Below are 25,231 nucleotides of genomic sequence, written 5' to 3'. Positions count from 1 at the left end.
ACCGTCAGGCTGGCCATGTCAGCGCTCCTTCCGGTTCGGCAGGAGCCGCACGAGGGTGAAGACGAGGATGATCGCGAAGAACACGTAGGAGATCGCCGACGCGTAGCCGAGGCGGTAGTTGGTGAACCCGGTGTCGTAGATGTATTCGAGGATCGGTCGGGTGCTGCCGTTGGGGCCACCCGCGGTGAGCAGGTAGACCTGGTCGAAGACCTTGAGCGACGCGAGGAGCTGGAGCACGAGGATGACGCCCGTGACGCTCTTGAGCTGCGGCAGGGTGATCGAGAAGAGCCGCCGCCAGCCGCCCGCGCCGTCGATCGTCGCGGCCTCGTAGAGCGTCCCCGGGATGCCCTGGAGCGCGGCGAGGTAGAGCAGGAAGTTGAACCCGACCGTCCACCACACGGTGACGAGCGCGACGGACAGCATCGCGACGCCCTCCTCGGTGAGCCAGCCGACGGGTGGGATGCCGAGGTTGCCGAGCCAGGTGTTGAACAGGCCGATGTCGGGCTGGAACGCCCACGCGAAGATCGCGGTCACGACCGCGACGGGCAGCAGGTAGGACGCGAAGAACGACGTCCGCCACAACCACTGGCCCGGCAGCCCGGTGTGCACCAGCAGCGCCATGACGAGGCCGAGCACGACGAGCGGCACGGTCGTCAGGACGGTGAAGAGCAGGGTGTGCCACAACGTCTGCCATACCTGCGGGTCGGCGAACGCCTCGGCGTAGTTGGCGAGCCCGATGAACTCGTTGCCGGAGCCGGTCAGGCTGCGGTTCGTCAGGCTCATCCACAGGCCGGACACGATCGGCCAGCCGAGGAAGAGCGCGGCGGCGAGCACGAACGGCGCGACGAACAGGTAGCCGGAGCGGTCGCGGGAGCGGAGGGTGCCCCTGGCACGGTCGGGCGTGGCGGCGGCGGGCCGCCGGCGAGTGGGGGACGCGCTGCTGGCGGCCGCAGTCCCCTGGGTGGTGGCCCCGACGCCGGGGGTGCTGGAGACGGTCATCGTCGTCCTCTCGTCTCAGGCTCAGGCTCAGGCTCAGGCCGGGTTCGGGGTCTCGAGGAAGCGGTTCATCTCGCGGAGCATCCGCTCCACCGCGCTCGAGGCCGTCGCCCGGCCCTGGAGCGCGTTGGACATGGCGTCGCACATGCGTGCCTGAAAGTCGCTCCCGGCGCCCGCGAACCACACGGGCGGGTCGAGCACCACGATGTCGCCCGCCGGGGCGTAGTCGCGCTGGGGCGTGAGCCCCGCGTACTCGGGGTCGGAGAGCACCGGCTGGTACGCGGGGATGTGCCCGGCGCCGGCTCACGTCAGGCTGCCCTCGGCGAGCAGGTTCGCGAGGATCCGGTAGGTGGCGTCGCGCCGGGCGGGGTCGGGCGTGCCCTGGCGGGGGAGGACGAACGCGTGCGAGTCGGCGTAGTTCGCCGGCGTGCCGAACAGGGTGGGGAATGGGGCGCCGCCGACGTCGGGGATGGCCGCCTGGAACGCGGGCAGCTCCCACTCGCCGGAGACGATGAGACCCGAGCGACCGGTGACGAAGCTCGCGATCGCGCCGGGGTAGTCCTGGTTCGGCGGGGCGACCGTGCCGTCGAGCATCGCCTGCATGAACTCCACGACCTCGGTCGCGGCGCCCTCGTCGAGCTCGGCCGGACGACCGGGCCTGAGCTCGTAGCCGGCGCCGGTCTGGGCGTACAGGCCCCAGAAGAGCCGCCACGACTGCGCGGTGTCGAGCAGGTACCCGAACGCCATGCCGGTGTCGCCGGTGACCTCGGCCATCGCGCGGCCCGCGTCGAGGAACGCCTGGGTCGACGAGAGCTCCGTCAGGAGACCGTCTGCACCTATGAGCCCCGCCTGGCCCGCGATGTCCCGGTTGTAGAAGGTGAGGAACGGGTGCGTGTCGAGCGGGAGCGCGTAGAGCTCGCCGTCGTACGAGGCGCGCTTCCACACCGCGGGCGCGAAGTTCTCCTCGCGGATCCCGAGGTCGGCGAGCGCGTCGAGGTCGAACGGCTCGAGCAGCCCGCCGGGCGCGTAGCCCGCGAGGCGCGACATGTGCATGACCGCGGCCTCCGGCGGGCGGCCGCCCGAGGAGGCCATGGCGAGCTTGGTGTAGTAGGCAGAGCCCCACGCGAGGGTCACCGACTCGACCGAGACGTCGGGGTTCGCGCGCATCGCCTCGGCCTGCATGGACTGCATCCGCTCGCCGTCGGCGCCCGAGAACAGGTCCCAGATGCGGACGGTCGTGCGGTCGCCGGCGCTCGCGCCCGGCGCGCAGCCCGAGAGCGTGCCGCCGAGGGCGACCGCCCCGGCGCCGACGAGCGCCGCCTGCAGGAACCCTCGGCGGGACACGCCCGGTGGTGCGGTGCCGAGCGGGGCCCGCCCCGCCCTTCGTGGCGCGGTCATCTTCGACTCCTCGCTCCGGTGCAACGTTGCGTTCCAACGTTGTATCAACATGTACTACCTCACACCCCGTCGTCAAGTGGCCGACGTCGGGCGACGAGACGAGGGGGCCTCCGTGGGAGAACGACAGGACGAGGGCGTGACCACGGGCGGTCCTGCGGATGCGCTGGCCGGGCGGGCGCGGCGCCCGCCCGGGATCAAGGACGTCGCGGCGGCCGCGGGCGTGTCGTGGAAGACCGTGTCCAACGTCGTCAACGGCACCGGGCGCGTGGGCCCGGCGACGCGCGAGCGTGTCGAGCGGGTGATCACCGAGCTCGGCTACCGGCCGAGCCTCGCCGGGCGCCAGCTGCGACAGGGCCGGACCAAGATCCTCGCGCTCGCCGTGCCGGAGATCGACTCGTCGTACTTCTCGACGCTCGCGCATGCGGTGATCGAGGCCGCGGCGGCGAGGGACTACCGCGTGTTCATCGAGGAGACGCGCGGCCACCGAGAGGCGGAGGAGGCCGTGGCGCGCGGGTTCGACGTCCGCCTCATCGACGGGATCGTCTTCTCCCCGCTCGAGCTCAGCCTCTCCGACGTCGACGGCCTGCGCGGCACCACGCCGATGGTGCTGCTGGGCGAGCGGCCCGCGGACCCGCGCGCCGGCGTCGTGCACACGGACCACGTCAGCATTGACAACGTCCGTGCGGCGCGCGAGGCGACGTGTCACCTGCTCGAGAGTGGGCGCCGGCGGCTCGCGTTCCTCGGTGCCGAGCCCGGCCTGCCCGAGCGGTCCGGGGCGCCCCGGCTGCGGGGGTTCACCGAGGCGCTCCGCGAGGCGGGCCTGCCGGTGCGCGACGAGTGGGTGCTCCCCGCGCCGTTGTACACCCGGGCCGCGGGCGCGCGCGTCGTCGAGGACGTTCTGGCGCGCATCGGTGAGGTCGACGGGATCCTGTGCGGGAACGACCTGCTCGCGCTCGGTGCGCTGCACGCGCTGCGGACCAACGGTGTGCGCGTCCCGCAGGACGTCGCCGTTGTCGGCTGGGACAACACCGAGGACGGGCGGTTCGCCAACCCGACACTGACGACCGTCGCGCCCGATGTGCGGGCTATCGCCGAGCACGCCGTCGAGCGGCTCGTCGCGCAGGTGGAGGGCAGGCCTGGCGAGCCGATGGACGCCGTCGTGCCGCACCGGCTGCTGGTGCGGGAGAGCTCGCGCCCGGGTGGCTGAGGCACGGGTGGTCCACGCTGCTCAGGCAATGGGTTGTCGGCGGCTGGTGCCTGTGCTCGCGCGCCGTCGACGGTCCTGGGGGAGCGCAGGCACAGCTGCATGGGCGGGCGGCGCGCGGCCCGCGGAGGCGTGGTGTTGGCACTGTCCTGGTACAACGTTGTAACTTCGGGGGGTGCGAGGTTCGGATCTCGCTGACACCCGATCATCGGCGACCGCGATGGAGACGTCATGACCCAGCCGCTGCCCCTCGACCTGCTCGACCCGCCGAGCGCACCGACGGCAGGAGAGGTGCCGCGACCGGAGTACCCGCGCCCGCAGGCGGTCCGCGAGCGGTGGCTCAACCTCAACGGGCTGTGGGAGTTCGAGATCGACCAGGGCGACTCCGGGCTCGAGCGCGGTCTGCGCGAGCGTCCGCTCGCCGGGAGCATCCTCGTCCCGTTCGCCCCGGAGTCCGCGCTGTCCGGTGTCGAGAACACGGACTTCCTCGAGGCGGTCTGGTACCGCCGTGAGGTCACGATCCCGGCCGAGTGGACCGAGGTCGGCGACGACCACCACGTCCTGCTGCACTTCGGTGCCGTGGACCACGACACCACGGTGTGGGTCGACGGCGTCGAGGTCGCGCGCCACCGCGGCGGGTTCACGCCGTTCACGGCCGACCTGCACGGCGTCGCCAGCGCCGGGGACACGGTGACCGTCGTCGTCCGCGCGCGCGACCCGCGCGACGCGGTCCAGGCGCGCGGGAAGCAGGCGACCTGGTACGCGAACACGCACTGCAACTACACCCGCACGACGGGCATCTGGCAGACCGTCTGGATGGAGCCCGTCCCGGCCGTGCACGCGCGCCGCCCGCGGATCACGCCCGACGTCGCGAGCTCGGCCTTCGACGTCGTCGTGCCGCTGTCCGCCAACCGCCGCGGCCACACCCTGACCGTGAGCGTGTCGGACGCCGACGGTGAGGTCGGGCGCGCGGTCGCCCGCGCCGACCTCGACCTCGCACCGGCGCTGCGCGTCGTCGTGCCGGACGAGCGGGTGCACCTGTGGGGTCCGGGCCAGCCCCATCTCTACGGGGTGCTCGTCGAGGTCCATGACGCGGCGGGCGAGGTCGTGGACCGCGTGCGCTCGTACGCGGGCCTGCGGTCGGTGTCGATCGACGGCCAGGCGTTGCGGATCAACGGTGAGGCGGTGTTCCAGCGCCTCGTCCTGGACCAGGGCTACTGGCCCGAGTCACTCATGACTGCCCCGGCCGACGAGGCGCTCGTGCGCGACATCGAGCTCGGGCTCGCCGCCGGCTTCAACGGCGCGCGCCTGCACCAGAAGGTGTTCGAGGAGCGGTACCTCTTCCACGCCGACCGCCTCGGCTACCTGGTGTGGGGCGAGTTCGGTGACTGGGGCGCGTCGGGCCAGGGCACGAGGGGCGACTACCAGAAGCCCACGGCGTCGTTCGTCACGCAGTGGCTCGAGGCGCTCGAGCGCGACCACTCGCACCCGTCGATCGTCGGGTGGTGCCCGCTCAACGAGACGTTCCAGGACCTGCACGACCGCATGACCGTGCTCGACGACGTCACGCGCGCGATGTTCCTGGCGACGAAGCTCGCGGACCCGTCGCGGCCGGTGATCGACGCGAGCGGCTACTCCCATCGCGTCCTCGAGACGGACGTGTGGGACTCCCACCTGTACGAGCAGGACGTCGAGCGGTTCGCCGAGCTCGTCGGCGGTCTCGCGGACGGCAAGCCGTGGGAGAACCGGCGCGAGGACGGCTCGGTCTGGTCGCTGCCGTACCGCGGGCAGCCGTACTTCGTGAGCGAGTACGGCGGTATCTGGTGGAACCCCGAGGAGGCGGCCACGGCCGCCGGGAACGTGCGCGGCGAGTCGTGGGGCTACGGGCGTCGCGTTGCCGACGAGGATGAGTTCCACGCGCGCTTCGCGGGCCTGACGAACGCCCTGCTCGGCGACTCGCTCATGTTCGGCTACTGCTACACCCAGCTGACCGACGTGTTCCAGGAGCAGAACGGCGTCTACCGGTTCGACCGCACCGAGAAGCTCGACGTGGCGCGCATCCGCGCGGTCCAGGAGCAGGTTGCCGCCGTCGAGGCCAGCGACCGAGCCGGTGCCGGACGATCCTTGGCCACGGCGGGACGCTCGTGATCGTCAGCGCCGGACCCGGTGGCGACAGCCCGACCCGGGCGCCCGTAGCCGGCGGCAGCCCTCTCTCCAGGGTGCGGGGCGACCCTCTAGGGTGCTGGGCGCCGTCGGGAAGCTCCCACACGGTCAGGGCGCCCGCCGCACGGCATCAGCCGGGCACGAGACCACCGGGTCGGGATGGCCCGGTGATCTCGTCGATCATCGAGGGCCACGCCTCCTCTCCGTACGAACCCAGGGAAGCTAGACACAAGTAGCGTGGAGCAGTCGGCGGCTCTCGACGAAGGGTGCAGGACGACGGTCCCAGCAGACAGAGGGGTGTGCGGAATCGCCATGGAGGTCGACTACATCGTCGTGGGCTCGGGTGCCGCCGGGTCGGTGCTCGCCAACCGGCTCTCGGCGGACCCGACGAGCTCCGTCCTGCTCCTGGAGTACGGGGGCGGCGACGCCAACCCCCTGCTCCACATCCCCAAGGGGTTCTTCTTCACCCTGCGCGGGGACCGCTACACCTACCACTACCCCACCCGGCCCATCGGGCCGCGCGGGCAGGTCGAGACCTGGACGCGCGGCAAGGTGCTCGGCGGCTCCACCGCCGTCAACGGGATGATGTGGACCCGCGGCGCCCAGGCGGACTTCGACGGCCTGGCGGCGCGGGGCAACCCCGGGTGGGACTGGCAGCACTTCCTCGCCGCCTACCGGACTATCGAGGACCACAACCTCGGAGCCTCGCCGCTACGCGGCGCGGGCGGCCCGCTCGGGGTGTCGGTGACCGAGAACGACGACGAGGTGGTCGGCGCCATCCTGGCGGCCGCGCAGAGCTACGGCTGGGACCGGGTGGCGGACGCCAACGCCCACGACACCGAGCGCATCGGCTTCACCCCGTCCACGATCAAAAACGGCCTGCGCACCAGCTCCTACCGCGCCTTCGTCCGGCCCGTCCGCCGGCGCCGCAACCTCACCGTGCTCACCCGCACCCGGGCCGGCTACCTGATCCTCGACGGCACGCGGGTCGTGGGCGTCCGCGCCCGCCAGGGCGGGCAGACCCTGGACCTGCGGGCCCGCAAGGAGGTCATCCTCTCGGCCGGCACCGTCGAGACACCGCTGCTGCTGGAGCGCTCCGGCATCGGGCGGGCGGACGTGCTGCACGGCGCCGGGGTCGACGTCGTGGTGGAGAGCCCGAACGTCGGCGAGCGGGTCATCGAGCAGCGTGGCGTCACCGTCCAGGTGCGGCTGAAGCGGCAGATCGGCCCGACCCAGCAGCTGAACACGGTGCCTAAGCAAGCTTGGGAAGGGTTCAAGTACCTCCTCACCCGCAGCGGGCCGATCGCCACCGGCGGGTACGACCTGGTCTGCCAGTTCAAGTCCTCCCCCGACCTGGACCGGCCCGACATCCACGGCATCTTCGTCCCGATGGCCCTGGACACGACCAGCGAGGCGATGAAGCTCGCGGGCCACTCCGGCGTGATGTTCCTGGGCTACCAGATCCGCCCGACCACGCAGGGCTCGATCCACCTGTCCGGCCGCCTTCCGGAGAACGCCCCCCTCATCGACGCGCGGTTCCTCCAGGACGACGGCGACCGGCGGGCCACCAGCACCATCCTGGGCGTGGCGCGCGAGGTCTTCGCCGCCGGGCCCCTGGCCGACTACGTCCTCGACGAGGAGTACCCGGGGCCCGCGGTCTCGACGCCCGAGCAGGTCGTCGACTACGCCCTGGACACCGGCGGCGGGATCTATCACGCGGTCGGGTCGGCGGCGATGGGCCCGGCGGACGACGACGTGGTGGACCCCGAGCTGCGGGTGCGCGGCGTGGACGGCCTGCGGGTCGTCGACGCCTCGGTCCTGCCGGTCCAGGTGGCCGGGAACACCGCGGCGCCGACGATGGCGCTCGCGTGGCTCGCCGCCGAGCGGATCCTGGCCGAGCGCTGAGCCCTCAACCGTCCTGGTCGGCGCGCTGACTCGGCCAGGACCGTGGACGACCCAACAGAGACGTCGGGTCGAGCGGAGACCGGTCAAGGAACCAGTCCAGCAACGAGGTCACTCGTACCTCCCGTCGCTGCCCGCGGACCCAGCTGAACCCCGCAGGAGAGCTCAGCTGTCTCCTGCCGGGCTGTCCGACGACGCCTGCACGCCCACGTGGTTCCGGCACTGCCCGTGCTGTCGATCGCCTTGCCTGTTGACCTCAAACATACGCATGACCTAGTGTCGCCGGTGACACACATCATGTTGTTTAGGGTGGGAGCATCCATGGCGCGACTGCCGCTCTACCGGCAGGTCCGGGAGAAGCTCCTCGCGCGCATCGCGCAGATGCGCGTGGGCGAGATGATCCCGACCGAGCCCGAGCTCGAGCAGGAGTTCGGGGTCAGTCGCGCCACCGTGCGCCGGGCGGTGGAGACGCTCGTCAGCGATGGCTACCTGGAGAAGCGTCAAGGCCGTGGCACGCAGGTCCGCGCCCGCTCAGAGACACAGGATGTCGGTCGGGTCTACAGCTGGACCGACGAGATGCGCCAACGAGGAGTCCCCACCTCGAGCAGCCATGTGGTCTTGCGACGGGAGAAGGCTGGCCGCCGCATCGCCTCTGAGCTCGGGATCAAGCGTGACGACAGCGTCGTCGTCATCTCCCGCGTCCGACACGTCAGCGACGCACCCATCGCCATCATGGTCAACTTCCTCGACGAGCGTGCCGTGCCCGGCCTCGTCGAGCGCGGGCTGCAGGGGGACTCGCTCTACGACGAGTTGGCGGCCACCTATGGACTCGAGCTCGTCTCGGGCGAGGAGACGATCCGAGCCCGCGAAGCGACGGCCGTCGAGGCCGCTCTGCTGGACATCGAAGAGGGCGCATCCGTCCTGAACGTCCGCCGCCGCACGCTCGACAGTCATGACGTCCCGGTAGAGGTCGTGGACATGGTGGCCCGCGGCGACCGGTACCAGTACCACGCGCAGCTCACGGGCGGACGAAACCGTCTCGCCCAACCCGCACCACGCCGACAGGGGAGTTCCCGTGGAGATTGACGAGTCCCTCGTCCTGCTCGATGCCCACGCCGACGACGCCGAGCACGCCATCACGCTTGCCGGCCAGCTGCTCGTCCAGGCCGGGCGGGCCACAGCCGACTACCTCGATGCCATGGTCCGTGCCTACCACGAGCTCGGGCCTTACATCGTGCTCGCCCCGCACATCGCCATGCCGCACGCACGTCCCGAGAACGGTGCACTGCGCGAGGGCATTGCCGTGGTGCGACTCGTCGAGCCGGTGCCCTTCGGGCACCCCCACAACGACCCGGTCAGCGTGGTGATCCCGCTCGTCGGTGTGGACGCCAATGCGCACATCGCGGTCCTGCGAAGGCTCTCCGCTGTGCTCATGGACGACGCTGCGGTCACCACGATCCTTCAGGCCGACGACCCTAAGACGGTCGTCAAACTGTTCAACCCCCTCCAGGAAGGCTGAACCAATGAAGATCATCACCACCTGCGGCATGGGCTTCGGCACGAGCCTCATGCTCCTCATGGACATCCAGGAGATCGGACGCAAGCACGGCGTCGACGTCCAGGGCGAGGCCCTCGACATGTCGAGTGTAAAAGGACGCGACTGCGACGCGATCTTCGGGTCCAGCGAGATCGTCAAGGAGCTCAGTGACATCGACGTCCCTGTCATCGGCATCAGCAACATCCTCGACAAGGCCGAGATCGAGGCCAAGTTCCTTGACTTCATCAAGCAGAGTGACGTGAAGTAGCCATGCTCGGCTTCATCACGAGCTTCCTCTCGACTCCTGCCTTCATCATCGGCTTCGTCGCGCTGGTCGGGCTGATCGCCATGCGGCGGGCGGCGTCGGACGTCATCAAGGGAACCCTGAAGACGATTCTCGGCTTCATGATCCTCCAGGCCGGTTCTGGGATCATCGTCGACAGCCTGGTGCCCTTCAGCCAGATGTTCGAGGACGCCTTCGGCCTCGAAGGTGTGATTGCCGAGGACAATGCAATTGCTGCCGCTGTCCAGGCCGTCCTGAGCATGGAGACCAGTTTCATCCTGGTCTTCGGCTTCCTCCTCAACCTCGTGTTCGCGCGGCTGACACCGCTGAAGTACATCTTCTTGACCGGCCACATGATGTTCTCGATGGCAGCCACCATCGCGATCGTGCTCGACCAGATGGGTGTGAGCGGTTGGGCCGCCGTGGGGGTGGGCAGTGTCATCCAGGGCGTCACCTCGGTCGTGTTCCCCGCCCTGGCCCAGCCCTTCGTCCGCAAGGTCACCGGCAACGACAACGTGGCCTTCGGGTTCTACGGCTCCTCGCTCGTCTGGGCCACCGGCTGGATCGGCGGGAAGCTCGGCAACAAGGAGAGGACCACCGAGGACGTGAAGATCAGCCCCAAGCTGGACTTCCTCAAGGAGATGTCGGTGCTCATGAGCATCGTCATGGTCCTCGTGTACGGTGTCGCTGCCGCCTTCGCCAGCCCGGAGCTGGTGGCGGAGCTCAGCGGCGAACAGCCGGCCCCCCTCATGGTGGTCCTCAACGCGCTGACGTTCGTCGTCGGCATCCTCATCCTTCTCCAGGGGGTGCGGATGTTCCTCGGCGAGCTCATCCCCGCCTTCAAGGGCATCAGCGAGAAGCTCGTCCCCGGCGCCAAGCCCGCCCTCGACGTGCCCATCTTCTACGCCTTCGCCCCCACCGCGACGACGATCGGTTTTATCATGGCCGTCGTCGGCGGGCTGGTCGCCACCGTGCTGTCGACCTTCACAACCGTCGTCGTGCTGCCGTCCGTGATCGGCCTGTTCTTCATGGGCGCAGCGGCCGGTGTATTCGGCAACGCGATGGGCGGACGTCGTGGTGCGGTCATCGCAGGGTTCCTGCTCGGCTTCCTGTTCCAGTTCATCGTTGCCGTCGCCTACCCACTCGTAGGCCTCGACGATTACGGCATCACCGGCCTGTGGTTCGCCTCGCCGGACGCGATCCTCGTGGTCGCGCTCATGCGCGCGGTGGGCCTGCTGTTCGGCGTCTAGACAAGAGGGAGATCTCATGGCAAAGGTACGCACAGTCCTCGGCGACATCGACGCGAACGACCTTGGCTTCACGTATCCGCACGAGCACCTGTGGTGCAGCCCCCCAGCGTCCCAACCAGATCGGGACCTTGAACTCACCACCTACGAGTCCTCGCTGTACGAGCTGCAGCTGTTCCGGTCGGTGGGCGGGGGGACCGTGGTAGACGGTTCGCCGCTGGACTACGGACGCAACGGCGCCGTCCTCAAGCGCCTGGCGCAGGACTCTGGCGTCCACGTCCTTGGGCTCACTGGATTCAACAAGCACGTCTACTACCCGAGGTGGGTGGAGATCGTCTCGGTCGAGTTCTTGGTCGAGCGCATGGTGAAGGACCTCACCGAGGGGATGGACGGCAGCGATGCGAGAGCCGGCCTGATCAAGGGCGGGTCTTGGTACAACGTCATCCACCCCCTGGAGCGCAAGACGACGGTCGCCGCCGCTCGCGCATCGTTGGAGACCGGAGCGCCCGTGTGGCTGCACACAGAGGCCGGGACGATGGGGATGGAGATGCTCGACATCCTCGAGTCCGAGGGCTTGCCGCTCGAACGGGTCTGCGTCGGCCACTCCGACCGCAACGCCGACCCGTACTACCACCTCCGTCTCCTGGATCGGGGGGCGTACGTCGAGTTTGACGGCCCCGGGAAGGTGAAGTACTACCCGGACAGTGTGCGCGTCGAACTCATCCGCAGCGTGGTCGACCACGGCTTCGCCGACAAGCTCCTCATCTCCGGGGACATGGGTCGGCAGAGCTACCTCGAGGGCTACGGCGGCGGGCCTGGGCTTCGATTCATCAAGACGGTGTTCGCGCCGCGGCTGGTGGACGAGGGAATACCGGCAGATGTGGTGGACAAGTTCTTCCACGACAACCCGGCCACCTGGCTCGGTGCCTTCTAGGGAGATTGAATGACTCTGCTGGCAGAGATGACCCGGGACGAGCTCGCGGCCCGGATGGCCGAGCGGCCCATCGCGATCCTCCCGATCGGGGCCACCGAGCAGCACGGTCACCACCTGCCGCTCGGGACCGACAGTTTCCTCGCTGAGGAGTACGCGCGTCGGATCGGGGACCGGGTGGACGGGATTGTGCTCCCGACGGTGCCTTTCGGCTACTCCTGGGTGTGGAAGGACACCCCCGGAACTGTGACGGTGGGGCACCGAACACTCGAGGCCTACCTCGGGGACGTCGTGGAGAGCGCCGAGCGGAGCGGCTTCGGCATGCTCGTGATCGCCGACGGTCACGAGTCGAACGTGACCACCATGAAGTATGTCGTCCGCGACCACGCCGCCCGCTCGTCCTTCCCGGTGCTGCGCCTCTTCTACCCGAAGTTGAGTGAGATCCTCGCTGAGCACCTCGAGTCGGAGACGTGGCACGGGATGATCCACGCCTGCGAGTTCGAGACGTCGCTGCTGCTCGACGCGCGGCCGGATCTCGTCGACATGGCCAAGGCCGTCCGCGAGTACCCCCCGTTCTCGGAGGAGTACGCCTACGGGGCCGAGCAGTTGGGCAACGTCAGCGAGAGCGGGGTCTTCGGCGACCCCACGCTCGCGACGGCGGCCAAGGGCCGGGCGATGTTCGACGCCCTCGTCGAGGAGTCAGTACGCATCATTCAGAAGGCCAGAGCCCGCTGACAAGAACACGACCAACGACGGAGGGGATCCCGGCCTACGCGCCGAGCGCCCCGCGCAGCCGCCCAGCCACCTCGTCCAGCTCGGCCCGGCGCGGCCGGGACGCCGGGTTGTCCTGCACGATCCGCAGCCCGTCCCCGCGCCGGCGCGGGATGACGTGCAGGTGGACGTGCATGACCTCCTGGTGTGCGGCCGCGCCGTCGGACAGGTGGAGGTTGACGCCCTCGCCCCACGGCTCGGCCCGGAGCAGCGGGGCCAGCCGGTGCGCCACCCGCCACAGCGCCACCCCGTCGGCGGGGTCGAGGTCGGCCAGCCCGACGGCGTGCCGGCGCGGCACGAGGAGGACGTGCCCGGGGTTGACCGGGAACGCGTCGAGGAAGGCGATCATCCGGGCCTCGGCGTGCACGACGCTGGCCGGCTCCTCACCGGCGACGATCCGGCAGAACAGGCAGCCGCCGTCGTCCGGCCTACCTCCGCTCACGTGGCCGGACCGGTCACGCCCCCGGGCCGGCCCGCACGACCGGTCACGCGCCCGGGCAGTCCTACGCGACCGGTCACGCGCCGAGCCCGCTCACCCGGCCGGCCCACCGAGCCGCTGCCACAGGAACTCGTAGGCCAGGGCCTGCATGTGCGCCGCCTGGGCGTTGGTCGCGGCGCCGCCGTGGCCGCCCTCGATGTTCTCGTAGTAGGTGACGTCCTTGCCGGTGGCGAGCATCAGCGCGGCCATCTTGCGGGCGTGCCCGGGGTGCACCCGGTCGTCCTTGGTCGACGTCGTGAACAGCACCGGCGGGTAGTCCCGCGCCGGGTCGAGGTTGTGGTACGGCGAGAAGCCCCGGATGAACTCCCACTGCTCGGGGTCGTCCGGGTCGCCGTACTCCGCCATCCACGAGGCGCCGGCGAGCAGGTGGGAGTACCGCTTCATGTCGAGCAGCGGCACCTGGCACACGATGGCGCCGAACAGCTCGGGGTAGCCGGTGAGCATGTTGCCCACGAGCAGCCCGCCGTTCGACCCGCCCTGGGTGCCGAGGTGCGCGGCGTCCGTGACGCCGCGGGCGATCAGGTCCTGCGCGACGGCGGCGAAGTCCTCGTAGGCCCGGTGCCGGTTCTCCTTCAGGGCCGCCTGGTGCCACCGCGGCCCGTACTCCCCGCCGCCGCGGATGTTCGCCACCACGTACGTCCCGCCCCGCGCCAGCCACGACCGGCCCACCGCGCCGGAGTAGGTCGGCAGCCGCGGGATCTCGAACCCGCCGTAGCCGGTGAGCAGGGTCGGGGCGGGCCCGGCGCGGCCTTCCCCGTCGGCCCGCTCCCGGGACACCTGGAAGTACGGCACCCGGGTGCCGTCGGCCGAGACGGCGAAGTGCTGGGAGACCGTCAGTCCGGTCGGGCCGAAGAACGCCGGCAGGGACTTCAGCGGCTCGACGGCGGCCGGGGCGCCGTCGGCGTCGAGGTCGACGCGGGCGAGCGCGGTGGGGGAGAGGAAGCCGGTAGTGGTCACCCAGAGGGCGTCCTCGGTGTCCCGGTCGACGGCGGCCACGGCCACCGTGGCCAGCTCGGTGTCCGGCCCGCCGAGGACGAGGGGGCGGCGGCGCCACCCGGCAGCGGAGGCGCCGTCGGCACCCGGATGGGCGGCGCCGTCGCCGGAATCGTCAGCGACGGCCAGGTCAGCGGCACGATCGGAACCAGCGTGAGTGGCGCCGTCGTCGGCATGGCCCGCGACGGCCAGGTCAGCGGCACGATCGGCACCCAGGTCGGGGGCGCCGTCGGCGGCCACGTCAGCGGCGCCGTCGGCCGACCCACCGGGACCGCCCGACCTCGGCGGGGTGAGGACCTCCAGGCGGTGCCGCACGTCGTCCAGGACGGTGAGCACCAGGTGGTGCCGGGTCCAGGACGCGCCGACCAGCGACGTCGTGGACGAGGGGGCGAAGAGGACGGTGAAGTCCCGGTTCCCGGCGAGGAAATCCACGAACCGGATCGCCAGCAGCGCCCCGGCGGGGTAGCGCCGCCCGTCGACCGTCCACTCCTCGCGCAGCTCGACCGTCAGCCACTCCCGGTACAAGTCCGGCTCGCTGGAGCGGGGCAGGTCCAGGAGGGTGAGGGTCCCGTCCGGGCCGGCGAGGTAGACCTCGCTCTCGTAGAAGGCGAGCGCGCGCACGACGACGTCGCGCTCGTACCCCGGGGTGAAGTCGTGCCCGGCGGAGACGGTGAGGTCATCCGCCTGCCCTGCGAAGATCTCCGGCGCCTCGGCGAGCGGGGTGCCGCGCCGCCAGCGGCGCACGGTGCGGGGGTAGCCCGACGTCGTCATCGAGCCGGGGCCGACGTCGGTGAACACGTAGACGACGTCGCCCGTGCTGTCCTCCCAGCCCATGCCGCCCTTGGACTCGGGGCGGGTGAACCCGTCCTCGACCCAGGTGCGGGTGGTCAGGTCGAGCTCGCGGGTGACGTCGGCGTCGGAGCCGCCGCGGGAGAGGTGCACCAGCGCCCGGTGGTAGGACGGGCGCAGCACCGTGGCCCCGTGCCATACCCAGCTCTCGCCCTCGGCGGCGCTGAGGGCGTCGAGGTCGAGGAGCACCTCCCACTCCGGCTCGGCGGTGCGGTAGGAGTCCCAGGTGGTGCGTCGCCACAGGCCGCGCTCGTGCTCGGCGTCGGTCCAGAAGTTGTACAGGTGCGGCCCGCGCTGGGTGACCACCGGGATCTTCGCGGTGGAGTCCAGGACCTCCAGGATCCCCTCGCGGATCTCGGCGAACCGTTCCGTCCGGGCGAGCGCGGCCTCCGCCTTGGCGTTCCGCTCGCGGACCCAGGCGAGCTGGTCGGCGCCCTCGACGTCCTCCAGCCAGGCGTGGGGGTCCGCGGTCTCGGTCGGGGTGCTGACGGGGGAGCCGGTCAGGCCGGGACGCGATGTCATGGCGTCATCCCATCACGCCGTGCCCCCGCCGCGTTCCGGCGCGACCGCCCGCGAATGGGCACAGCAGGCGGCCGGAACCGTGTGGGTAGAGCAGGCGGCCGGGCCCGCGGGGGCCCGGCCGCGCGGAGCTGGTCGGCCTACTCGTTGCCGATCTTCTTGTCCGCGGCGTCGACGCCCTTGTCGATCTTGTCGGCGTGCTTCCCGCCGGTCTTCTCGCTCAGCGCGTCTCCGCCCTTCTGAAGGGCATCGTCGCTCTTCTGCTCGCCCTGCTCGCTGTTGGCGAGGTCTCCCGCCTTCTTGCCGAGGTCGCCCATCGACATGGCTGCGCTCCTCCTGGCTAGACATCGCCGCACCGGTCGGTGCGGCGCTGCCAGACTCACCCCGCCGGCCGGGACCCGCAACCGGTGGAGCGTCGGTGGCCGGGCTCCTCGGTGGCCGAGGTCGTCGCCGGCCGGGCTCATCGGTGGCCGGGCTCGCGGCGTCACACGCAGAACTCGTTGCCCTCCGGGTCCTGCATGACGACCCAGTGAGTGCCCAGCTCGGTGTGCTCGGCGAGCCGGGTCGCCCCGAGCCCGACCAGCCGGGCCACCTCGGCGGCCACCCGCTCGCGCTGCTCGGCCAGCGGCACGGTCGGGCCGCCGCCGGCCTGGAGGTCGAGGTGGACCCGGTTCTTGACGGTCTTCGGCTCCGGCACCCGCTGGAAGTAGATCCGCGGCTGCGCGCCAGCCGGGTCCTCGATGGCGGAGGCCGAGTCCCACCGGTCCTCCGGCACCCCCTGGGCGGCGAGGAACGCCGGCCAGTCCGGGAAGTTCCCGGGCGGGCCCGGGATCACGTAGCCACGGTTCTCCAGGGCCGCCAGCCAGAACTCGGCGAGCCGGGCCGGGGAGGCGGCGTCGATGACGATCTGCACGGGTCTGGCCATGCCGGCGAGTGTGCCCCGGCGCCACCCCTCGCGGCTAGCCTCGGGATCATGGTCCAGATCCACGAGCTCGACGCCCTGGGCCTCGCCGCGGCGATCCGCGCCGGCGAGGTCAGCCCGACCGAGGTCACCCGGCACACCCTGGACCGGGCCCGTCGCCTCGGCCCGGAGGTGGGCGCCTTCGTCCACCTCGCCGAGGAGCGCGCCCTCGCCCAGGCCGCCGAGGCCGAGGAGCAGCTCGCCGCCGTCGGCGCCGTGGCCGAGGAGCCGGGCACCCTGCCCCCCTTCCTCGGCGTGCCGGTGCCCATCAAGGACCTCACCATGGTCGCCGGGCTGCCGATGGGCGCCGGCTCAGCGGCCCTGGCCGGGTTCGTGGCGCCGGTCGACGACGGCGTCGTCAGCCTGCTCCGCGGCGCGGGCACCGTCATGGTGGGCAAGACCACCACCCCCGAGCTGGGGCTGCCGCCCTACACCGAGCCCGACGTCGCCCCGCCGGCCCGCACTCCCTGGGACCGCACCCGCTCCGCCGGCGGCTCCAGCGGCGGTGCCGCGGCCGCGGTGGCGGCCGGGATCGTGCCCGCCGCCCACGGCAGCGACGGCGGCGGCTCGCTGCGGATCCCGGCCGCCGCCTGCGGGCTGGTCGCACTCAAGCCCAGCCGCGGCCGGGTCTCCCCGGGGCCGCACCAGGTCGACGGCGCCGCGCTGGCCGCCAACGGCGTCCTCACCCGCACGGTCCGCGACTCCGCCGCCTTCCTCGACGTCCTCGCCCAGCCCTGGCCGGGCGACCACTACCTGCTGCCGGCGCCGGCCCAGCCGTTCGGCCAGGCCGACGACGCCGACCCGGCGCCGTTGCGGGTGGGCGTGCTGACCGACCCGGTCAACGACGCCGCCGCCCCCGTCCACCCCGAGACGCTCGCCGCCGTCGAGCGGGCCGGGCGGGTGCTGCAGGACCTGGGCCACCACCTCGAGCCCGTCGCGGTTCCGTTCTCCCCCGAGCAGTGGGACGCCTTCATGCCGCTGTGGGCGGTGGGCGCGCTGCAGGCGCCGGTCCCGCCGGAGCGCGAGGAGCTGCTCGTGCCGCTGAGCCGGTGGATGCGCGAGATCGGCCGGTCGGTCAGCGGCGTGCAGTACGCCGAGGCGGTCGCCGGCGTCCAGCGCCTGGCCCGGCAGGCGGCCTTGGTCTGGGCCGGCGTCGACGTCGTCCTCACCCCGACGCTGGCCCAGCCGCCGGCACCCATCGGCGCGATGCGCGACGACGACGACCCGGCCGGGGACTTTGCGGCGCAGAAGGCGTACACGCCGTGGACCTCGATGTGGAACATCCTGGGCGGCCCGGCGATCTCGGTGCCGCTGCACCGGGCCGAGGTCGACGGCACGGTCCTGCCGTTCGGGGTGATGCTCGGGGCGCGGGTCGGGCAGGAGGGGACGCTGCTGGCCCTCGCGGCCCAGCTCGAGGCGGCCGACCCGTGGCCGGCGTTCGCCCCGGACCTGCCGGCCTGAGCGCCGCGGCGGTCAGGCCCGGGCTGCGGGGGCGATGGGCCGACGGCGTCCGCTGCGTCGGCTGGGACGCCGCCGGTCTGGCCGCCGGGGTGCTAGGGCTGAGCCGACCGACCGGACTAGAGGCGACCGACGGGCACTTGGGCCTGTGCCGTGGTGCCTGCCCCTCGGGTGCCGACCGTGCCGCTAGAACGGGGGTGAGTCGTCCTGGGTGCCGCGGGGGTCGTCGTTGGGGTTGAGGGGCTGGTAGGTGGTGGCGCCGTCGGGGTGGCGGCGGTAGGTCAGGCCGGTCAGGCGGGAGGTCCAGTCGTAGGTGCCCGGGCCGTGGGGCTGGACGATGAAGTCCCCACAGGTCTTGAGCTGGTGGTCGACCTTGCACTTGGCGGACAGGGTCCGGAAGGAGGTGGTGCCGCCGGCGGCCCAGGGGAGGTCGTGGTCGAGCTCGCAGCGGGTGGCGGGGGTGGCGCAGCCACCGCGCACGCAGGTGCCATCCCAGGCACGGACGAGGTCGGCGAGGTCGGCGGGGGGCCGGTAGCGGGTGCGGCCGAGGTCCAGGACGGTGCCGGTGAGGGGGTCGGTGACCAGGCGGCGCCAGGTCCCGCCCAGGGCGAGGGCGCGGGCGGTGGCGGCGTCGATGGGGCCGTAGCCGTGCAGGTGCCCCGGCTCCGGCCCGCCCATGAGGGTGGTCAGCGGGACGGTGACGTTGACCCGCACCGGGGCCACCGGCATCGCCGGCAACGGCTCCACCGCCCGCTCGACCGCGTCAGGGTCTGGCGGTGACGTGCCCTGCTGCGGCGGGGCTGTCCCGGGCGGCGGTATCGGGTCTGACCTCGGGGGCGCCGGGGCGCCGGGCGGGCCGCTGCCGGGCGGGCCGGCGTCACCCCCAGCGGGTTCGGGGCCTGCTCCGGTCCGTCCGGAGGGGTCAGGGCCGGTCTCGCCGGCGCTGGCGCCCGTCCCGCCGCGTCCACCGATGGCTGCGGTGGGCGGGTCGCTCGTGGTCCGGTCAGGCGTGCCGGGGCCGGGCGCAGGCCCGCCGGTACCCTCGGCGCTGCTGCTGCTGGGGGTGGTGATGGCGATCTGGCCGGTGATCAGGGCGTTGACGCCGACGGCGGTGAGGGTGTCGGCGCGGAGTTGGTCCATGGTTCGCTTGTCGCCGGCGGCCTTGGCCGCCCGGGCTGCGCCGTCCAGGGCCAGGTCCACCGCTATCGCGTCCCCCGCGGGGAGCACCGCGTAGATCGAGGCCATCCCGTCGGCCAGCGCCTTGGGGTGGCACACCCGCCGCCTCGCGCGGGCGGCCTTGGCCCGCCGCTCGGCGTCGACGGGGTCCACGGTGATCAGCGCCCGGGCCAGGTCGCCCTTGAGCTGGGTCGGGGTCCGGCCCAGCGCCCCCGGCAGCACGATGTCCTCCACGTCGTGCGCTATCGGGCCGGGCACCTCGGCCAGGGTGGTGGCGATCAGCTCGGCCTTGGCCGGGTCCAGCGCCCCGCCCTCCAGGGCCAGCCCGGTCCCGGTCAGCATCCCGTTGAGCAGCACCCCGGTGCGCACCAGCCTCGTCGCTGCCTGGCGGGTGATGCCCAGCCGCATCCCGACCTCGGTGGCCACCGGCACGTACCCGCCGGCCCAGTGCCCGCCCGGGGCCATCCCGGGGGACTCCCGGGAGGCCAGCGCGGCCAGCTCGGCGAGGGCCTCCCCGCGGCGGGCGTAGGCCCAGGACAGCACCCGGGACCAGTTCCAGGCCATCTCCACCAGGTCCGCGGCTCCCTGCCCGGCCGGGTCCACCCCGTCCAGGACGCCGGCCAGGTCCAGCCCCATCAGATCCTGCGCCCGCGACAGCACCCCACCCACCGCCCCGGCGGCAGCGTCGGCAGCGGTCTCGGCGGCGGTCTCGGCAGCGGTTCCGCCGTCAGCGCCAACCGAGGAGTAGACCGCGGCGACGTCCGCGTCCGCGTCAGCGCCGGTCTCGGTGCCGGTGTCGGTCTCCGCGCCGGTTTCCTGGGCGGTGGCGGCTGTGACGCCGACCTCGGTGGCGGCCGTGGTACCGGAGACGTTGCCCGGCCCAGTGCCGTCGGCACTCCCGTCGGCACCGACCTCGCGCTCCTCCTCGAACATGTGTATCACGGTACCGGCACCCACCGACATCGACCACGACCCCGTCCCCAGCAGGCCGAACCTGCGCGTGGCGGCGGTGCCGAATGACCGCCCACGGCTCGTGAACGAGACCCCCGGTACTCGCCCTGGCAGTCGGCATACTCCCTGCACCCTCAACTTGAGTGGAATAGACTCAACTTCAGCGGAGTTGATCCGAGCAGACGTACACCCGACCCCGGAGGTCCCATGGACACCAAGCTCACGACCAAGTCGCAGGAGGCCGTCGCCGCCGCGATCCAGGCCGCGTCTGCGGCCGGCAACCCCCAGCTCGAGCCGGTGCACGTGCTCGCCGCGCTCCTGCAGCAGCCGGGCGGGGTCGCCGTCGCCCTGCTCGACGCCGTCGGCGCCGACCGCGCCGCCCTGACCCAGCGCGTCACCGCCGCCGTGGCCGCCCTGCCCGGCGCCCGCGGGTCCTCCGTGGCCCAGCCGCAGACCTCCCGGGCGACGATGACGATGATCACCGACGCCGGCACCGAGGCCAACAACCTCGGCGACGAGTACGTCTCCACCGAGCACCTCCTCCTGGCCCTGGCCGCCTCCACCAGCCCGGCCGGGGAGATCCTGCGCGGCGCCGGCGCCGACCGGGACGCCCTGCTCGCCGCCCTGCCGCGGGTGCGGGGCAGCGCCAAGGTCACCTCCCCCGACCCCGAGGGCACCTTCCAGGCCCTGGAGAAGTACGGCAACGACCTGACCGCCGCCGCCCGCGAGGGCAAGCTTGACCCGGTCATCGGCCGGGACGCCGAGATCCGCCGCGTCGTCCAGGTCCTCTCCCGCCGCACCAAGAACAACCCCGTCCTCATCGGCGAGCCCGGCGTCGGCAAGACCGCCGTCGTCGAGGGCCTGGCCCAGCGGATCGTCGACGGCGACGTGCCCGAGTCCCTGCGCAACAAGCGCCTCGTCGCCCTGGACCTGGCCGCCATGGTGGCCGGGGCGAAGTACCGGGGCGAGTTCGAGGAGCGGCTCAAGGCCGTCCTGCAGGAGATCAAGGACTCCGACGGCGAGATCGTCACCTTCATCGACGAGCTGCACACCGTCGTCGGCGCCGGTGCCGCCGAGGGCTCCATGGACGCGGGCAACATGCTCAAGCCCATGCTCGCCCGCGGCGAGCTGCGCCTGGTCGGCGCCACCACCCTGGACGAGTACCGCGAGCGCATCGAGAAGGACCCGGCCCTGGAGCGCCGCTTCCAGCAGGTCTTCGTCGGCGAGCCGTCCGTGGAGGACACCGTGGCGATCCTGCGCGGGATCGCCCCGAAGTACGAGGCGCACCACCAGGTGACCATCTCCGACGGCGCCCTGGTGGCCGCCGCCGCCCTCTCCGACCGCTACATCACCGGCCGGCAGCTGCCCGACAAGGCCATCGACCTCGTCGACGAGGCCGCCTCCCGGCTGCGGATGGAGCTGGACTCCTCCCCGGAGGAGATCGACACGCTCCGCCGCGCCGTCGACCGGCTGAAGATGGAGGAGGCCTACCTCTCCGAGTCCGACGACGAGGCCTCCGCCGAGCGGCTGGAGCGGCTGCGCGCCGACCTGGCCGACCGGCAGGAGGAGCTCGCCGCGCTGACCGCCCGCTGGGAGGCCGAGAAGGCCGGCCACAACCGGGTCGGTGATCTCAAGCAGCGCCTCGACGCCCTGCGCACCGAGGCCGAGCGCGCCCAGCGCGAGGGCGACCTGGAGCGGGCCTCCCGCCTCCTCTACGGGGAGATCCCCGCGGTGGAGCGGGAGATCGCCGACGCCGAGGCCGCCGAGGCCGCCAACGCCAAGGACACCAGCCGGCAGGAGCCGATGATCGCCGACAAGGTCTCCGCCGAGGAGGTCGCCGAGGTGGTCGCGTCCTGGACCGGGGTGCCCGTGGGCCGCCTGCTGCAGGGCGAGACCGAGAAGCTCCTGCGGATGGAGGACGTGCTCGGCGAGCGGCTGGTCGGCCAGCGGGCCGCCGTGCGCGCCGTCTCCGACGCCGTGCGCCGCTCCCGCGCCGGGGTCTCCGACCCCGACCGGCCCACCGGCTCCTTCCTCTTCCTCGGCCCCACCGGCGTGGGCAAGACCGAGCTGGCGAAGTCCCTCGCGGACTTCCTCTTCGACGACGAGCGGGCGATGGTCCGCGTCGACATGTCGGAGTACTCCGAGAAGCACTCGGTCGCCCGGCTGGTCGGCGCCCCGCCCGGGTACGTCGGGTACGAGGAGGGCGGCCAGCTCACCGAGGCCGTCCGGCGCCGGCCGTACTCGGTGGTGCTGCTGGACGAGGTGGAGAAGGCGCACCCGGAGGTCTTCGACCTCCTGCTCCAGGTCCTCGACGACGGCCGACTCACCGACGGCCAGGGCCGGACGGTGGACTTCCGCAACACCATCCTCGTGCTCACCTCGAACCTGGGCTCGCAGTTCCTCGTGGACACCTCGCTCAGCGACGAGGCCAAGCGCGAGGCGGTGATGTCGGCGGTCCGGGCGCACTTCAAGCCCGAGTTCCTCAACCGGCTGGACGACGTCGTCGTGTTCGACGCGCTCAGCATCGAGGACCTGAGCCGGATCGTGGACCTGCAGATCCAGCGGCTCGCCGACCGGCTGGCGGACCGTCGCCTGCGCCTGGAGGTCACCGACTCCGCCCGCGAGTGGCTCGCCCTGGAGGGCTACGACCCGGCCTTCGGGGCCCGGCCGCTGCGGCGGCTGGTCCAGCGCGAGATCGGTGACCAGCTCGCCAAGCTGCTGCTCGCCGGGACGGTCGCCGACGGCGACACGGTCGTGGTGGACCGGCCCGACGTCGACCCGGCAGTGGCGCTGGCGCAGTCCGGCACCGCGGGGGAGCGGCCCGGCCTCGTGCTCGTCCCGGTGCCGGCCGAGCGGTCCGCGCCGACGGCGGCCAGCGCGGCCTGAGCCGACGGCGACGGCGGCCAGCGCCGCCCGAGGCGACCACAGACGGGGCCGGTCCGGCAGCAGCCGGGCCGGCCCCGCCGTCGTCCTGGCCGGCGTGGCAGGCTGAGCCGGTGAGTGCCTTCGCAGACCTGTCGGACCTGGACTTCCCCGTCGGCGTCGTCGTCACCCGGGCGGACGCCGTCGTGGACACCTACGGGGAGCCGGCCACGGTGTTCCCGTGGGCCTCGGTCACCAAGCTCGTCTCCGCCGTCGCCGCGCTGGTGGCGGTGCAGCGGCGGATGGTGAGCCTGGACGAGCCCGCCGGGCCGCCCGGCTCGACCGTGCGGCACCTGCTCGCCCACGCCTCCGGGCTCCCGTTCGACGCCGGCGCCGTCCTCGGCGAGCCGGGCCGGCGGCGCGTGTACTCCAACCTCGGCATCGAGGTGCTCGCCGAGCACGTGGCCGAGCGGGTCGGCACCGACTTCACCACCTGGGCCGAGCAGACCGTGCTCGAGCCCCTCGGCATGTCCACCGTGCTGATCGAGGGCTCCCCGGCGCACGCCGCCACCGGGTCCGCCGAGGACCTGGCCCGGCTGGGCCGGGAGCTCCTCGCCCCGACGCTCCTCGGCCCGGAGCTCTTCGCCGAGGCCACCCACGTCGTCTTCCCCGGCCTGTCCGGGGTGCTGCCCGGCTACGGCCGCCAGCAGCACAACGACTGGGGGCTGGGCCTGGAGATCCGCGACCACAAGTCCCCGCACTGGACCGGCAGCACTTCGTCGCCGGCCACGTTCGGGCACTTCGGGCAGTCCGGCAGCTTCCTCTGGGTCGACCCGGACGCCCGGCTGGCGACGGCGTTCCTCGGGGCCCGGCCGTTCGGCGGCTGGGCCGCCGAGGTCTGGCCCCGGCTGACCGACGCCGTCCTGGCCGCGCACGCCGGGCGGTGAGCTCCGGCTCCGCGCCGGCAGCGCGGGACGCCGCGCTTCCTAGCGCTCGCTCAGCCTGCCACCGCCCGGGCGCAGCTCGCGTCAGTGCACCTCCAGCGTCCCGTCGACGAGGCTGCCGGTGAGGTTCGGGCCGGTGACGTCGAGGAGCAGGCAGCGGGCGAAGGTGGCGCCCTCCTCCCAGCTCCGGCGGTCCGGGACGATCGGCGCCACCGACAGGTCGGTGGTGTCCACCCCGGCCGGGAGCATCTCCTCGGCGGTGGCCTGGCAGGCCTCGCCGGCCTGCTGCGCCAGCGGGTCGGCGCCGGGGTAGGACCCGGAGCCGAGCTGGACCTCGGCGTAGGCCTCGCCCTGGTGCGGCTGGGCGCAGTCCACCAGGTGCACCACCGGGGAGTCCCCGCCGACCTGCTGCGCGCAGTCGCCCACCGCCATCGCGCCCACCGGCACCTCGCTGCCGCGGCCCTCGCTGGGCTGGGCGACCATGGTGAAGACGCCGCCGGCCACGGCCAGCAGCAGCACCAGCGCCAGCAGCAGGGTGCTCAGCGCGCCGACGACCATGGCGATGATGCCGTACCGGGTGGGTCCGCGGCCGCGCCGCGCCTGGGTGTAGGAGATGAGCCCGAGGACGAAGCCCAGCGGCCCGAGCGGCACCGCGACCGGGACGGCGAGCAGCCCGAGCCCGCGGCCCGCCGTCGTCGTCGGCGGCGGGGCGGGCGGGGTGTTGAGCGGCTGCCCGGAGCCGAAGGACTGGCCGAAGGGCCGCCCGGAGGTGACCTGGCCGGGCCAGGGGGTGGTCATGGCGACGCCACCTCCACCAGGACGGGGACGTGGTCGCTGGCCGCCTTGCCCTTGCGCTCGTCCCGGTAGATCTGCGCGCCGACCACGTGCGCGGCGAGCTCGGGGGAGGCGTGCACGAAGTCGATCCGCATGCCCTCGTTGCGGGGGAACCGCAGCTGCTTGTAGTCCCAGTACGTGTACTGCTGCACGTGCTGGCGGGTCACCTCGGTGAACCCGACGTCCTCCAGCGCCCGGAACGCCGCCCGCTCCGGCTCGGAGACGTGCGTGGCGCCGGCGAAGGCCGCCATGTCCCACACGTCCTCGTCCCGGGGGGCGATGTTCCAGTCCCCGACCAGCGCGATGCGCGCGGCCAGGTCCGCGGCGAGCCAGGCCCCGCCGGCCGCCCGCAGCGCCGCGAGCCAGTCCAGCTTGTACCGGTAGTGCGGGTCGCCCACCGCGCGCCCGTTCGGCACGTACAGGCTCCACACCCGCACCCCGCCGCAGGTGGCGCCGAGCGCCCGCGCCTCGGCCTCCGGCGGGTCGCCCCAGGTCGGCATGCCCGGGAACCCCGCGGCGACGTCGGCGATCCCCACCCGGGAGGCGATCGCGACGCCGTTCCACTGGTTGCGGCCGTGGTGGACCACCTCGTACCCGGCGGCCTCGAACGCCAGGTCCGGGAACTGCTCGTCCCGGCACTTCGTCTCCTGCATGGCCAGGACGTCGGTGCCGGACCGCTCGAGGAAGGCCAGCACCCGGTCCACGCGCGTCCGGATCGAGTTGACGTTCCAGGTGGCGAGCCTCATGGGCGCT

The 25,231-nt window shown here is 72.5% G+C and carries 22 protein-coding genes; 12 read left to right on the top strand and 10 right to left on the bottom strand.

The features are described 5' to 3' along the window. Window positions 1-18: 18 nt before the first annotated feature. The 3 genes from MF406_RS17370 to MF406_RS17360 are packed head-to-tail and all read right to left on the bottom strand — an operon-like array spanning window position 19 to window position 2,394. Window positions 19-999, bottom strand: a complete 981-nt coding sequence (locus MF406_RS17370; RefSeq protein WP_242895853.1) for a carbohydrate ABC transporter permease — start codon at window positions 997-999, stop codon at window positions 19-21. A gap of 33 nt (window positions 1,000-1,032) precedes the next feature. Then, complete coding sequence (locus tag MF406_RS17365; RefSeq protein ID WP_242895852.1) at window positions 1,033-1,266, bottom strand: hypothetical protein; 234 nt, start codon at window positions 1,264-1,266, stop codon at window positions 1,033-1,035. 33 nt (window positions 1,267-1,299) lie between these two features. Next, window positions 1,300-2,394 carry an ABC transporter substrate-binding protein gene (locus MF406_RS17360; RefSeq protein WP_242895851.1) on the bottom strand — a complete coding sequence of 365 codons (1,095 nt, stop codon included), beginning with the start codon at window positions 2,392-2,394 and terminating at the stop codon, window positions 1,300-1,302. Window positions 2,395-2,506: 112 nt separating this feature from the next. On the opposite strand from MF406_RS17360, the gene MF406_RS17355 reads away from it, so the two are divergent. The 9 genes from MF406_RS17355 to MF406_RS17315 all read left to right on the top strand — a co-directional run bounded on the left by MF406_RS17355 (window position 2,507) and on the right by MF406_RS17315 (window position 12,396). Next, a complete protein-coding gene (locus tag MF406_RS17355) occupies window positions 2,507-3,601 on the top strand; it encodes a LacI family DNA-binding transcriptional regulator (RefSeq protein ID WP_242895850.1) in 1,095 nt (364 codons plus the stop codon). Between the two features lie 228 nt (window positions 3,602-3,829). Continuing rightward, the gene (locus MF406_RS17350) at window positions 3,830-5,746 is read left to right on the top strand and encodes a glycoside hydrolase family 2 protein (protein WP_242895849.1); all 1,917 of its coding nucleotides are present in this window, start codon (window positions 3,830-3,832) and stop codon (window positions 5,744-5,746) included. A gap of 327 nt (window positions 5,747-6,073) precedes the next feature. Continuing rightward, the gene (locus MF406_RS17345) at window positions 6,074-7,666 is read left to right on the top strand and encodes a GMC family oxidoreductase (RefSeq protein WP_242895848.1); all 1,593 of its coding nucleotides are present in this window, start codon (window positions 6,074-6,076) and stop codon (window positions 7,664-7,666) included. Between the two features lie 318 nt (window positions 7,667-7,984). Then, on the top strand, window positions 7,985-8,749 hold the full coding sequence (locus tag MF406_RS17340; protein WP_242895847.1) for a GntR family transcriptional regulator: 765 nt from the start codon (window positions 7,985-7,987) through the stop codon (window positions 8,747-8,749). Further along, window positions 8,739-9,182 carry a PTS sugar transporter subunit IIA gene (locus MF406_RS17335; protein ID WP_242895846.1) on the top strand — a complete coding sequence of 148 codons (444 nt, stop codon included), beginning with the start codon at window positions 8,739-8,741 and terminating at the stop codon, window positions 9,180-9,182. Before MF406_RS17340 ends, MF406_RS17335 begins: the two co-directional genes overlap by 11 nt. A gap of 4 nt (window positions 9,183-9,186) precedes the next feature. Continuing rightward, window positions 9,187-9,468: a PTS sugar transporter subunit IIB gene (locus MF406_RS17330; protein ID WP_242895845.1), complete on the top strand. Its 282-nt coding sequence runs from the start codon at window positions 9,187-9,189 to the stop codon at window positions 9,466-9,468. A 2-nt stretch (window positions 9,469-9,470) separates the two neighbouring features. Next, window positions 9,471-10,733 carry a PTS ascorbate transporter subunit IIC gene (locus MF406_RS17325; RefSeq protein ID WP_242895844.1) on the top strand — a complete coding sequence of 421 codons (1,263 nt, stop codon included), beginning with the start codon at window positions 9,471-9,473 and terminating at the stop codon, window positions 10,731-10,733. Window positions 10,734-10,749: 16 nt separating this feature from the next. Next, window positions 10,750-11,664: a phosphotriesterase gene (locus tag MF406_RS17320; protein WP_242895843.1), complete on the top strand. Its 915-nt coding sequence runs from the start codon at window positions 10,750-10,752 to the stop codon at window positions 11,662-11,664. A 9-nt stretch (window positions 11,665-11,673) separates the two neighbouring features. Continuing rightward, the gene (locus MF406_RS17315) at window positions 11,674-12,396 is read left to right on the top strand and encodes a creatininase family protein (RefSeq protein ID WP_242895842.1); all 723 of its coding nucleotides are present in this window, start codon (window positions 11,674-11,676) and stop codon (window positions 12,394-12,396) included. A 34-nt stretch (window positions 12,397-12,430) separates the two neighbouring features. Here the strand turns inward: MF406_RS17315 and MF406_RS17310 are convergent, their stop codons facing one another. The 4 genes from MF406_RS17310 to MF406_RS17295 all read right to left on the bottom strand — a co-directional run bounded on the left by MF406_RS17310 (window position 12,431) and on the right by MF406_RS17295 (window position 16,217). After that, a complete protein-coding gene (locus tag MF406_RS17310) occupies window positions 12,431-12,874 on the bottom strand; it encodes an HIT family protein (RefSeq protein ID WP_242895841.1) in 444 nt (147 codons plus the stop codon). 90 nt (window positions 12,875-12,964) lie between these two features. Next, entirely contained in the window at window positions 12,965-15,295 is a 2,331-nt protein-coding gene (locus MF406_RS17305; RefSeq protein WP_242895840.1) for a prolyl oligopeptidase family protein, read from the bottom strand. Between the two features lie 137 nt (window positions 15,296-15,432). After that, window positions 15,433-15,615 (bottom strand): antitoxin, encoded by a 183-nt coding sequence (locus tag MF406_RS17300; protein WP_242895839.1) that lies wholly within the window; start codon window positions 15,613-15,615, stop codon window positions 15,433-15,435. Between the two features lie 161 nt (window positions 15,616-15,776). After that, window positions 15,777-16,217, bottom strand: coding sequence for a VOC family protein (locus tag MF406_RS17295; RefSeq protein WP_242895838.1), 441 nt, complete (start codon window positions 16,215-16,217; stop codon window positions 15,777-15,779). Window positions 16,218-16,265: 48 nt separating this feature from the next. Here MF406_RS17295 and MF406_RS17290 point away from each other — a divergent pair, with 48 nt between their 5' ends. Beyond that, the gene (locus MF406_RS17290) at window positions 16,266-17,714 is read left to right on the top strand and encodes an amidase (RefSeq protein WP_242895837.1); all 1,449 of its coding nucleotides are present in this window, start codon (window positions 16,266-16,268) and stop codon (window positions 17,712-17,714) included. 183 nt (window positions 17,715-17,897) lie between these two features. Here the strand turns inward: MF406_RS17290 and MF406_RS17285 are convergent, their stop codons facing one another. Beyond that, the gene (locus MF406_RS17285) at window positions 17,898-19,820 is read right to left on the bottom strand and encodes an HNH endonuclease signature motif containing protein (RefSeq protein WP_242895836.1); all 1,923 of its coding nucleotides are present in this window, start codon (window positions 19,818-19,820) and stop codon (window positions 17,898-17,900) included. A gap of 225 nt (window positions 19,821-20,045) precedes the next feature. Here MF406_RS17285 and clpB point away from each other — a divergent pair, with 225 nt between their 5' ends. Both clpB and MF406_RS17275 read left to right on the top strand, forming a co-directional pair. Next, window positions 20,046-22,724 (top strand): ATP-dependent chaperone ClpB, encoded by a 2,679-nt coding sequence (gene clpB, locus MF406_RS17280; RefSeq protein ID WP_242895835.1) that lies wholly within the window; start codon window positions 20,046-20,048, stop codon window positions 22,722-22,724. 110 nt (window positions 22,725-22,834) lie between these two features. After that, window positions 22,835-23,647, top strand: a complete 813-nt coding sequence (locus MF406_RS17275; RefSeq protein WP_242895834.1) for a serine hydrolase — start codon at window positions 22,835-22,837, stop codon at window positions 23,645-23,647. An 81-nt stretch (window positions 23,648-23,728) separates the two neighbouring features. On the opposite strand, the gene MF406_RS17270 is transcribed toward MF406_RS17275, so the two are convergent. Continuing rightward, a complete protein-coding gene (locus MF406_RS17270; RefSeq protein WP_242895833.1) occupies window positions 23,729-24,442 on the bottom strand; it encodes a septum formation family protein in 714 nt (237 codons plus the stop codon). After that, window positions 24,439-25,224, bottom strand: a complete 786-nt coding sequence (locus MF406_RS17265; RefSeq protein WP_242895832.1) for an exodeoxyribonuclease III — start codon at window positions 25,222-25,224, stop codon at window positions 24,439-24,441. Before MF406_RS17265 ends, MF406_RS17270 begins: the two co-directional genes overlap by 4 nt. Window positions 25,225-25,231 lie beyond the last annotated feature (7 nt).

This window comes from Georgenia sp. TF02-10, from assembly GCF_022759505.1.
Lineage (GTDB): Bacteria > Actinomycetota > Actinomycetes > Actinomycetales > Actinomycetaceae > TF02-10.
Note: the sequence above shows the minus strand (reverse complement) of the source record. Positions and strands in the feature narration are given on the sequence as shown.